This window comes from Bradyrhizobium sp. Cp5.3 (assembly GCF_000426265.1).
In the GTDB taxonomy this organism is placed as follows: domain Bacteria; phylum Pseudomonadota; class Alphaproteobacteria; order Rhizobiales; family Xanthobacteraceae; genus Bradyrhizobium; species Bradyrhizobium neotropicale.
In genome coordinates this window covers 39,528-50,958 of the sequence record NZ_AUFA01000045.1, presented here as the reverse complement: position 1 = coordinate 50,958, position 11,431 = coordinate 39,528, and the positions used below count along the sequence as shown (strand labels likewise).

Here is an 11,431-nt window from a genome sequence, read left to right as displayed (position 1 = left end):
GATCCATGCCCCCGGCGCCCTCTACCAGGCCTTTGCGCCCGCTGAGGCCCGCCGTATCCTGCGTCGCCTCGAGTTCCACTACACCCCGAAACATGCCAGTTGGCTTAACATGGTCGAGATCGAGATCGGCGTTCTCCAAGGGCAGTGTCTCAGCCGCCGAATCGACGATCCAAAACACCTCAGAAATGAGATCGCAGCATGGGAGCGGCAGCGAAACAAAGCTCGCGCCCGCATCAACTGGATGTTCACAACAGACAAAGCTCGCGCCAAACTGGGCCGCGCCTATCCAGATACGTCCAAAGAGTCAAAATCACGGTGACGAGCCACTAGGTGACCCCGACCAATTTCTGCTTGAATGTCGCGTTGCCTAACGTTCAAGCCGGAGTCGGCCCAGTGGCCGCTGGCTATGATGTGGAACGAGCATATGCGCGAGATGTTGCGCCATCCGTCGGCTGTTGGTTCTGTGGCCTCTCGGCCGATCGCTTCAAAGGCTATTACGACTATAGCAAAGAGCATGCAGAGCTCTGGCATGGCGTGGTTGGTGTCGCGAGCGAGATGTTCGGCTCGGCAGCAAGTACTGGGGTCTGCTACTGGGCTACGGAGCCTATGGACAACCCACACGCCTGCTTCAATGGGGCGACAGGACCTGCCGCGTAATAGACTTTTAAGCATGTAAGTCGATGATATTTCGAACGAACCTTTACATCGTTCGCTATTTGTTCTATGCTCGCTCTATCGCCGACCTCAAAGGGAAAAGCAAGAGATTGCGTTGGATTACGGTGATTATCGACACCGTCAATTCGACGGAATCGGAGTGTACGGATAGGTTCGAGAAATGAATTTGATAGCTCGCATGAATTCCGGTCCCGCGGTCGCATCCGTCTCTCCACGCCGCGAGCTGGGTGCATACGAAGCGTTGTGGCTTGAAAAGGGCGCCACATTCAAGACGCTTGCGGAACGATTTGCGGCCGATCCGTCTGCGCTACCGTCCGATTTCGTATCCGACGCAGTCGCGGACGCGCGCGCCTCGGAAGTCTCGGCGAAACTCGCAAAGGCGGGGGTTTCACGATTTGGCACGCGGCTCAATCTAACTGGCAACTACCCGGCGAAGCTCCGCGATGCACGGCATCCCGTCGAGATGCTGTATTTCCAGGGAACTTGGGAGTTGACTGAGATGCGCTGTGTGGCCGTGGTCGGCAATCGTGAGGCCACTGCGGAGGGTTTGCGCCGAGCTGCGAAGGTTTCTCGAGCGCTGGTGGAAAAGGGCTTCACGGTCGTGTCCGGTTTGGCCGCGGGGATCGATGCGGCGGCACACAGCGCAGCGATCGAGGCGGGTGGCCGAACGATCGCCGTTATCGGAACGCCCATCGGCGTCTACTACCCGAAGGAGAATGAAAAGCTCCAGCGCCGAATTGCCGAGGAGTTTCTCCTGATTTCGCAAGTGCCCGTTCTGCGATACGCTGCCCAACATGTACCGCAGAATAAGCTGTTCTTCCCCGAGCGAAACGTCACGATGAGTGCTCTAACGGAGGGCACGGTCATCGTCGAGGCGGGTGAAACGAGCGGAACCCTCACTCAGGCGCGAGCCGCCCTTCAACAAGGACGAAAGCTTTTCATTCTTGATTCCTGCTTCGAGCGCAGTGACGTGACGTGGCCTGCCGTCTATGCCAAAAAGGGCGCCATCAGGGTGCGAGATATATCCGATATCTGGAGCGCGCTCGGCGATGGCGCTACGGCTTCAGAAGATTGACCCGACCAACCGCGGCGACCACTACTACCTCGTCGACGAGGACGAGTGCTATTTCCTGTACGAATACACCGCCCATGCCGGATGGCAGGGCGGCGCGACCAATCAATTGATCCATAACCTGCAGAAGAAGCGAAACGCCGGCGGCTACCAATACAAGACGCCTGCGATCGCGCAATGCGCTCAGGCGTTTTCCGAAGTCATCAACGCGGATTGGCTGGCGCACGCCAGTCTTGTCCCGACGCCTCCCTCCAAGATTAGAACGGATGTCGATTACGACGATCGCATCTGCCGCGTTTGCAACGGAATCCGTAAGCCTGGTGCCTGGTGCGCCTCAAGTGTTAGAGCTCATCGAGCAGATCACATCGACCGAGACGTTCAAGGGAGGAAATAGGAAGAAGCCAGACGAGCTTCGTCAAAACTATCGATTCAACGAGCAACTTCTTCGGGGCGGAGTGCACCCGAGCATCGGAATCGTCGACGACGTCCTTACCACAGGCTCACATTTCCGCGCGATCAAGGACATGATCTTGGAGCGCCTGCCAGATACTAAAGTAGTTGGGTTCTTCATCGCCCGCCGGGTAATTCCCGACCCATTCGATAGCGTGTCGATCGAGGACCTTCAAGTGAGACTGACTTCGGTATGCCGCGAGAATGCGAGCTAAGTCTCTCAGGTCCGAGAGCGATCTCCGCGACCGCAGCCGTGACGCTAGACATGCTCCAAAAGCGACTCGAAGACGTTCGAATCTGCTATGTTCCGGCTCCGATATACTGGAGCGGTTCGATGTGGTTCATCCTGAACCCTCCACGCTGAGCGCTCGTGGACCCCACCGTTGGCAGCAAGATCTCGTCAGCTTCTCGAAGGGCGGAGCGTCTGTTCGCAAATTCCTCCAGCAGTTCGTTTCCAGTCGGTGCCCAGCACGTCAAGCAGGCTTGCGGCCTGACGCCCCTTCCGACCTGGTCGAAGGGGCGTCAGGCCCTATTGTGTGAGAGGCCAAATCAAAGCGCTTCCTAATTAAACGGCAGAGGCGATCGCGATTATCAGGGTAACAAGAGTACCGAGATCGACTTCACTTATGGTCGCACGTCCAAAAATGAGTTTGGCGACCGTTGTTCGGTTAATGTCAGTACGCATATCCGCAGGCAGCGCTGCGACTGCTTCATCAAAAATACGTCCTAAAACCAAAAGCTGTTCCGGATCGTAGACGCCGCTCTGTTGATGGAGTTGCGCCGGTCGGAAACCGGCGATCGCGCCGGCTATATGGTCGTCGCGTTCTGGGCGGATTCTTGCCGCTATCAGTTCGCTCGTCAGCTCCGTGAGCCGCTTTGTCGCTTCACACGCGTTCTGGTCTTCCCAGATGAGTCTTGCGACCTCCTCGATTTGCAGCTCGATCATCTGCTCAAAATGCTGAACTCGCGAGCCGCAGCTACTCTGTTCTGCTGGTTCTGATCGGTCTGGTGTTGTCTGGGCCGGAGGCGGGGCGGCCCGAATTGAAGATGAGTTGAGCGGGATATGCAGAGGAAAGGGGACCATCCCGGCCAGTTCAGCGCATCGCGCTGTCATCCGAGACGGTCGTTTCTCGCGTTTTGTTGGCCGCATCCTTCCGGATCTGGACATTGTCATACTCATGGCTGCCTCCTGTACTGTTATGGCGGGGGAATTTGGGGGGCGTTCACGCCGGCGGTTCGTTGCGGGCAATGTCGGGTTCGGACATTCGGCGGTGGAGTCCCCTGGGGAGCGCACGCGCTCGATATTGCCTACCGATGTGCAATGAAAAGCGGTCTGGAAGACCCTTTTGGCCGCCAGCTGCTGCCAATCGAGGGCGGCGTGGCGTGTTCAAGAAACAGAAATCGGCCTTCACGAGCTGTACTTTCTGAGCGACCCGTTAAAAAGGAACTAGTCCATCACATTGGATTGGTACAATAGATAGTTATGATAGAATGCATCCGCGTCGTGAATGCATCGGACCAATGGCGGCCCATCGGATGACGGCGTGTACGCTCAGAAAGGCTAATGGTGCTGTCCGGTACCCAACTGTCGGGCTGCATCCTGTCTGCCCGGGACAGGTCCGATCACACTGACATCGGTTGGAATGCGAGCTTTAAGGGACCATGCGGCTCGATCGCTCCAACCATGCAGTCTCAGCTTTTCCGCGGGATCTCAACTTTGGCCGGCTCTCTTTGTGACGCCTGAAGGCTTTAGTCGCCAAGCGTTGGCGGGCTCGGTAAGATTGCGCCCGCTGCTAACTCACATCGATTTCTAGGATGAAAATGTCCGAGTTCATCAAAAAGGCAGTGATCAAGGGGCTGATCGATGAGCCGCTGACATCAATGCAATTTCGTTCGAGATCATCGGTCGCAATTCGTCGAAACAGTTGAGTCGAAAACTCTGATGCTCCCGCGCGGCAATCAGGATGACGTGGAGCGTCAAGTCGCACTCTTCCCACCAGATCGTCGCGCTATATCCGATCATGATGTATTCGGGCGCATTCTCCGTGCAATCGATTCGTCAGCGATCGATGCCACCATCGGACGCGCGGGCCGGCCGGCTGGATACAATACCTTAACGAGCCGTGTGAGGACGTCAACGCCGCTTATGAGCGGGAGAGCGATGACAGGTGTGGCCGGACGAGCTTCGCACCGGATGCGCGACCCGATTCGCCTATTTGTGGGTGCGCGGGGAGGCCGGAAGCCTCGCCCGGTGGCTGTGGGCGAAGCCGATTGCAAGGATACATATCTAGGATGGATGGATCGTATCAAAACAATTGATTTTACTGATTGTGGAGGCTGACCAATATAGAGCCATCGGTCTGACTAGTTGAGCTCGTTTCAATGATTGACAATTCTTGCGCTTCCGTTTCGCGCAATTATGGCATGTGTGCGGACTGTCGAACGAGGCATATGGCGACTTCGCCTAGCATTCTTCCCGTATTGGCAAGCTGGATGGCCCCGATCTCACACCGCAATCCGTCCAGAAATCTGGTGGTCAGCGAACCTTGCATGGCTCTTTGGTGCGAGGCTCGCTCCCTCCGAGCAACTGAACCCGCGTCCTCCTCGTAACGGGCCGACGCAAACGCCAGGAGCTTTTCAGCCGGGCCAAGGGGCTCGCATCTCCGCACGTCGTCAAACCGATTGACGGAGATGAGGGGACCGGCCTCCTTGAGTGCGAGAGAGGTCCTTCTTACGCGCTCGAGCCATTCTGATACGGTGGATAGTTTGATTAATGGGAGAGCAGGATACAGCGAGATCCTCGCACTAGCTCGAGGCGCCTCTCTGCGGCACGGCAAGATGCGGAGGAGACCGCCGTGAGGCTGGGGCGTTTGTGGCGCGCCGCTTTGCGCCGAGGCGAAGAAACAGAGAAAGCGTCATCAATCGATCTGCTGCCGAGCTGGCCGATACCCATGAAGTTCATATTGGTAAATCGTAGGACGCCGTGCGGAGTCTCTTGCTGCGCGGAGTGTCACCGCCCACTCGGAGAAGGCTACGTGCGCGATATGTCTACGCGGCGGCCTTACTGTAACTACGATTGTTATCTTCATGAGCAGACGAGGCGCCTGTTTGCGCCGTGGCGACTTTGGACAGAATCCGAGAGTGGCGGAGCGGTCGACTATTCGGCCCAGCTGAGAGTTCTCACATCCTCGATAGATGCATCCTGCTGGTACTCAATCTCGATTGCCAGAGCGGCGATGCGCGTGGTCAGGCTGATGACCGCCGAGATCTTGAGGGGTTAGCTCGCGCAAGATGAGGCCGAAGCTGTTGGTGCTGACAGCGAGAGGTGGTCCTGCTTTGTTGTTTGCAGGACTGACGGACTGGGTCCTGACGGGTGAATTTCGTGAGAGACGCTTGCCGTTTTTGAAGATGATTTGAGCTGGAGTTCGTTACCGCCGTGTGTGGCATTATTGGCGTTGTGGGCCGTGAACCGGTTGTGGAGCGTTTGATCGAATCGCTCAGACGGCTCGAGTATCGCGGCTATGATTCTGCAGGTGTTGCGACGCTCGAGGGCGGACGTCTCTCCTGTCGGCGCTCGGCGGGCAAGCTGAAGAATTTGGAGCGGCGTTTGCGGAAGGAGCCTGTGGGTGGACACACCGGCATCGGTCACACCAGGTGGGCTACGCATGGCAAGCCGACGGAAAACAACGCACATCCGCAAATAACCGAGAATGTCGCCGTGGTCCATAACGGCATTATCGAGAATTTCCGCGAGCTGCGTACGGAACTGGAGGCGCAAGGCGCCAAATTCGCCTCGGAAACCGATACTGAGGCGGTTGCCCAGCTTGTCGAACTCAGTCTGAAACGGGGGTGTACGCCGCAGGAGGCAGTGAGCGCATCATTGCCCAGGTTACAGGGCGCCTTTGCGCTCGTCTTCGTGTTCAACGGCCATGATGATCTCATGATCGGCGTCCGCAAGGGCTCGCCGCTCGCAATCGGATATGGCCGCGGCGAGATGTATCTGGGATCGGACGCCATCGCGCTCGCGCCCCTTACCGAGGACATCACCTATCTGGAGGAAGGTGACTGGGCCGTCCTCAGCCGGAACGAGAGCGTAATTTATGACGCGCAAGGCAGGCTCGCTCAGCGGGAGATGTTCAAATCCGGGATATTGCCGTTCTTGGTCGACAAGGCGAACTACCGCCACTTCATGGCCAAGGAAATTCATGAGCAGCCGGAGGTGATGGTCCGCACGCTGGCCCGCTATGTCGACGTGACGGCCGAGCGCATTAAGCTGTCGCAAGAACTGCCCTTTCACTTCGCGGACATTCAGCGGATCTCGATCACGGCTTGCGGCACCGCAAGCTATGCCGGCTCTATTGGCAAATATTGGTTCGAGCAGCTCGCCCGTATGCCGGTCGAACTCGACGTCGCCTCAGAGTTCCGCTATCGCGAGCCGCTTCTGAGAAAGGGCGATCTCGCAATCTTCATCTCACAATCGGGCGAGACGGCCGATACGCTCGCGGCGCTGCGCTATGCCAAAACCCGGGAGGTGCACACGCTGTCGGTCGTCAACGTGCCGACCTCGAGCATTGCGCGCGAGAGCGAGACCGTGCTGCAGACGTTCGCCGGTCCGGAGATCGGAGTCGCCTCGACCAAAGCATTTACGGGCCAGCTCATGGTTCTGGCAGCACTCGCCGTGGCGGCGGGAAAAGCCCGCGGCGAACTGTCCGAGACAGATGAGATCCGGCTCGTGCGGGAATTGATGGAGATTCCGGGGTTGATTGCCGCCGCGCTTGGGAGCGAGCCCCAGATCGAAAAGGTCGCACGCGAGATCGCCAAATCGCGCGACGTGCTCTACCTTGGCCGCGGCACCTCGTTCCCGCTCGCGCTTGAAGGCGCGCTGAAACTGAAGGAAATCTCCTACATCCACGCGGAAGGCTACGCCGCCGGCGAGCTTAAGCACGGACCGATTGCACTCATTGACGAGAACATGCCGGTCGTGGCGATCGCGCCGTATGATCAGGTATTCGATAAGACTGTCTCGAACATGCAGGAGGTCGCAGCGCGTGGCGGCAACATCATCCTCATGACGGATGCGAAGGGTGCCTCGGAAGCAATAGCGCAGACGCTCGCCACCATCGTGCTCCCGGATATGGCTCCCACGTTTGCACCGATGGTCTATGCCATCCCGGTCCAGCTTTTGGCCTATCACGCTGCGGTGATGATCGGTACGGATGTCGATCAGCCGCGCAATCTGGCGAAATCGGTAACCGTCGAATAGGCCGTCCGCGAGCGAGTTGGAGCACCTCGCGCTGTGTCTCCGGGCCAGACGGCCTGCGGCGCTCCGTTTCAAGAGTGATCGGCCACTCCAGGCGAGGTGAGCAAGACATATGGCGCAATCGATGAGAAATGCCCTCCGGTACCCGCCATTGCTGTCCGCCGTTATCGTGCTCGCTCTTTGCACTGTTGCCCGGGCGCAAGATCGCCGCCACGTCGTCGAACCCGCTGCGCCCACTGACGTCTGCGCCCGCCTGGTACCCTCCAGCACGAACGAGACGGCCAGGCTACAAGAGGCTATTGCCCACTGTCGCGCCGGGGCAGCTGTCTATTTGTCGAGCGGGGCTTTTCTCGCAGGCCCTCTTGAGATGAAATCCGGCGTAACGCTCTGGATCGAGCGCGGCGCTACACTTTTTGCGATCTCCGACCCGACCCTCTATGACAAGGGCTTGGGAAGCTGTGGTCGTATCGATCGCAAGGGAGACGGCTGTCGGCCGTTCATCAGCTTTTCAAAGACGCGCGGCGGCGGCGTTATGGGCGAAGGCTCCATCGACGGCCAGGGCGGTGCGGTCATGAACGGCACCAAAGAGACCTGGTGGCAGCTGGCGCGGCGTGCGCAAAGCGAGGGCGGCAATCAGAACGCCCCGCGCCTCATCCAGATCGATCATGCACAAGACATTGGCTTCCACGGCATCACCTTGCGCAATGCGGCGAACTTCCACGTGGCGATGAACCGGGTCGAAGGTGCGACGTTTTGGGGCGTCACCATCGACGCCCCGGCCGACGCCCGCAACACCGATGGGATCGATCCGGGCGCAAGCGAGGATGTGACCATCACCCACAGCTCTATCCGCACCGGCGATGATAATGTGGCCATCAAAGCCGGCAACAACGGCCCTAGCCGCCATATCTCGATCGTTAATAATTACTTCGGTTGGGGACACGGCATGTCGATCGGAAGTGAGGTGGACTCCGGGGTCAGCGACATATTGGTGCGCGATCTCGCCCTGGACGGCACGACCTGGGGCTTGCGCATCAAGAGCGACGTCAGCCGGGGCGGCCCGGTCGAGAGGGTAAGTTATGAGAATGTGTGCCTGCGCGGTAACCGTTGGCCGATCTATTTCGATACACGCTACGATGGTCGCGCACGCGGCGACAAAATTCCCGTGTACCGCCAGATCGCTCTGCGCCATGTGCGTGGCGGTGATGGCGCATTGGTCATGCGCGGACTGGACCAGGAGCACGCTCTGAAGATCTTGCTCGACGACGTGCGATTTTCCGATCGCGCAACCTGGCAGGTGGAGAATGCAGATGTGACGGCTTCCGGCGTTTTGCCACCTTTGCAGGGGGCAGCTGGCGCGCCGGCCTCAGGCTCGTGGGTTGGATGCATCAAGGCATTCCGCTGATATCTTCTTTTTGGACCAATCGTCGTCAGACCAAAGCGGCGGCTAGTGGGTCCAAGACGCCACGGCTGCTCCTATTTCATATCTTGATTGCCGGCTGGAAGCCAGGCGGTGTCGTTGCCGAAAAATGCCCTTAGCGACCATCCTCCGGCTTCGCTGTCTGTCAGCTGATGGGCGTAAGGCTCGCGTCGTCCGGGATTGGACCCGATACCCGTCGATTTGTATTCGGCATAAAAGGCTGTCTTCAGTCTCTCGGTCTTGTCGCGATCCCACTCGCTCCAGCCTTCTGCGATCACCGGCGCATCCATCTTGGTGAAGAGGAAGATCACCGTTGCATAAGGGCGCCAGGGACGACCGAGCGCGACTTCGTGTGCGCGAGGATCAGCCGTCAGGATACAATGATCGAAGACATAGGCACTGTCTTGATCTGGCGCGTCCTTACTCTGAGCAGTGTAGACGACGGCGTGATTGGCAATGCCGTGCAATTCACAGTGATCAAAATAGGCCCTGGCATTGCCGAATACGAAATCCACGTGTCCCTCGATGTAGCAGTCCTGGAAGTATTGCCGCGACATTTGGCCCTTCGACTTGCTACCTGCAAACAGCGTGTCCTGTGCGCCCAGCAGGCGGACGCGGGTGATAACGTTCCTGTCTCCGACCAGGGACAATGCGACTGCCTGCGACGGCGGATTGTCGGGATTCTGCGAGTAATCGTTTTGGACGCTCAGATTGTCGAGCCGAAAGTCGTCTCCAGACGATTCTAACGTCGCGGAATGCGAGGTTCCTCCCACTTTGATGGCACCGTCGCCATAAAGTAGAATTGTATCGTTCGGCCTCTTTCCGGTGCCGCGGAGATGAACGCCGGGTTTGAAGACCTTGATCTTCTCGCGATAGATGCCTGGCGCTATCAGGATATCGCCGCCCGGCGCTGGTAAGGCGTCTATGGCCTCCTGTACGGAGCGGTAGGCTTTGCCGCCGGATTGAGAGACCAGAAGTGGCTCGGCGCGTGCCTGAAGGCCGAAGCATCCGGCCAGGACGGCGGCGGGAATCGACAAGAATCGTATAAGCAGCGCAATCTCCTTCTGGTTAGCTGCAGGACTGATGTGTCGAAAGCCTCGAACCGACGCTCGACTTCTGACGGTCCGAGCCGAAATGAAATTCCATCAATAGCTACAGTGTTGGATCCGAGCCAAGTCAGTCCTCCGGTCTAGCCGGAGCGTCCCAAACGTTACATCCTGACATCCTTTCATACCGCCACAGACGACGGCATGAGCCGGAGTAGGGGGCGGCGCATCGGTCCTTCTGGCCGGGTTAGGCGCAAGCACGCAGCACGACGCTTCGCGTGGCATTCCGCCGTGTCCATTTTGCGACATCCCTGTCCGAAGCACGACGCCAGGATCGAATGGTTGGTCACGCCAACACGAACTGTGGCCTTCGCCTTCTCCGCTCTTAGTCGCACGAACCGGCTTTTGGCACGCCGATTGCTGTAGCCAAAAGGTCATTTGAGGCGCCGCCTCGTGGCTTAAAGGCGACAGCCTCGGATCAGCTTAAGGCTTGGTGAATGCGACCTCGGGATTTGTCCGAACTCCTCGATAGAGAAGCGATTCGCGATTGCATCTACCGCTATTGCAGGGGCATCGACCGGGCCGACGAGGCTGCCCTGCGGAGCGCCTACTGGCCGGATGCAACGGATCAGCATGGTATCTATGCCGGCCCGGTGCAAGGCTTCTTTGAGTGGGCACGCGACGTTTTCAGAACGAACGGCCGCAGCTTTCACATGGTCAGCAACATCCTGATTGAATTTCTCGATCCAGATCACGCGGCTGTAGAGACCTATTTCGTGGCCTTTCAGCGACGTCCGATACGAGATGGCGTTGTCGAGCAGCTTCTGATCGCAGGACGATATTGTGATTGTTTTGAGAAGCGCAGCGATGAGTGGCGCGTCCAGAAGCGAGTTGTGGTGTTCGACTGGATCGAGGAGGAGAAGTCAGCGCTTTGCGAGAACGAAGAAATGCGGTTCGGCTCGCGAAAGCCTGCCGGAGCAAAGTTTCCGGAAGATCCCATCTACGACGTAATCAGTCGTTCGCGCGGCGCGCAGTCGTAATCTGCGGTTCGCCCGGCCATCAGCAGCCGACGGTCCAAAATCAAATTTCACATATGGCGCGCCGATGAGGATATCACAATCGTTCAAGTTTGAGGCGGCTCACCGGCTCCCAAGCGTGCCGTCAACGCACAGGTGCAGCCGCGTGCACGGACATTCCTATAGGGTCGAGGTGCAGCTAGAGGGGCCTGTGGATCCAGTCACCGGGTTCGTTGTGGATTTTTCTACCATCGAGGAGGCCTTCGTCGAAATCATCAAGACACTTGATCATCATTATCTGAACGAAGTGGAGGGTCTGGAGAACCCGACCGCGGAGCGGATTGCAGAGTGGCTCTGGGAAAGATTGAATGATCAGTTGCCCGACATATCGTCCGTTCGGGTTTATGAAACCGCCGACTGTTGGGCGCAGTATGATGGGCGTTGATGAAGGCGCCCGCGGCGCATTCTGCCGGAGACCCCGGGTCGGGCGAG

Annotated in this window: 10 protein-coding genes and 1 pseudogene; 8 read left to right on the top strand and 3 right to left on the bottom strand. The window is 58.3% G+C overall.

Features of this window, described 5'->3' with window-relative positions; genetic code table 11:
- The 3 genes and pseudogenes from K289_RS49365 to K289_RS0134975 form a co-directional block, all read left to right on the top strand.
- Positions 1-319 (top strand): transposase (locus tag K289_RS49365; protein ID WP_198024826.1); only part of this gene is annotated, 319 nt, incomplete at its 5' end.
- Between the two features lie 54 nt (positions 320-373).
- A pseudogene (locus tag K289_RS52535) lies at positions 374-618 on the top strand (radical SAM family RiPP maturation amino acid epimerase); the annotation flags it as partial.
- Positions 619-853: 235 nt separating this feature from the next.
- Entirely contained in the window at positions 854-1,750 is an 897-nt protein-coding gene (locus K289_RS0134975; RefSeq protein WP_245284084.1) for a DNA-processing protein DprA, read from the top strand.
- Here K289_RS0134975 and K289_RS50960 read toward each other — a convergent pair.
- The gene (locus K289_RS50960; protein ID WP_156918348.1) at positions 1,731-1,973 is read right to left on the bottom strand and encodes a hypothetical protein; all 243 of its coding nucleotides are present in this window, start codon (positions 1,971-1,973) and stop codon (positions 1,731-1,733) included. The genes K289_RS0134975 and K289_RS50960 overlap by 20 nt on opposite strands.
- Positions 1,974-2,013: 40 nt before the next feature.
- On the opposite strand from K289_RS50960, the gene K289_RS51870 reads away from it, so the two are divergent.
- Positions 2,014-2,412: a hypothetical protein gene (locus K289_RS51870; protein WP_063614250.1), complete on the top strand. Its 399-nt coding sequence runs from the start codon at positions 2,014-2,016 to the stop codon at positions 2,410-2,412.
- A gap of 350 nt (positions 2,413-2,762) precedes the next feature.
- On the opposite strand, the gene K289_RS49350 is transcribed toward K289_RS51870, so the two are convergent.
- Entirely contained in the window at positions 2,763-3,143 is a 381-nt protein-coding gene (locus K289_RS49350; protein WP_051311119.1) for a hypothetical protein, read from the bottom strand.
- Positions 3,144-5,633: 2,490 nt separating this feature from the next.
- Here K289_RS49350 and glmS point away from each other — a divergent pair.
- Together glmS and K289_RS46200 are read left to right on the top strand one after the other, a co-directional pair.
- The gene (gene glmS / locus K289_RS0134950; protein WP_027555702.1) at positions 5,634-7,460 is read left to right on the top strand and encodes a glutamine--fructose-6-phosphate transaminase (isomerizing); all 1,827 of its coding nucleotides are present in this window, start codon (positions 5,634-5,636) and stop codon (positions 7,458-7,460) included.
- 364 nt (positions 7,461-7,824) lie between these two features.
- Entirely contained in the window at positions 7,825-8,862 is a 1,038-nt protein-coding gene (locus K289_RS46200) for a glycoside hydrolase family 28 protein (protein WP_051311116.1), read from the top strand.
- A gap of 71 nt (positions 8,863-8,933) precedes the next feature.
- On the opposite strand, the gene K289_RS0134940 is transcribed toward K289_RS46200, so the two are convergent.
- A complete protein-coding gene (locus tag K289_RS0134940) occupies positions 8,934-9,914 on the bottom strand; it encodes a pectinesterase family protein (RefSeq protein WP_245284083.1) in 981 nt (326 codons plus the stop codon).
- A gap of 521 nt (positions 9,915-10,435) precedes the next feature.
- On the opposite strand from K289_RS0134940, the gene K289_RS0134935 reads away from it, so the two are divergent.
- Positions 10,436-10,963: a nuclear transport factor 2 family protein gene (locus K289_RS0134935; RefSeq protein WP_371260891.1), complete on the top strand. Its 528-nt coding sequence runs from the start codon at positions 10,436-10,438 to the stop codon at positions 10,961-10,963.
- Between the two features lie 64 nt (positions 10,964-11,027).
- Entirely contained in the window at positions 11,028-11,384 is a 357-nt protein-coding gene (gene queD, locus K289_RS0134930; protein WP_027555699.1) for a 6-carboxytetrahydropterin synthase QueD, read from the top strand.
- The last annotated feature ends 47 nt before the right edge of the window (positions 11,385-11,431 follow it).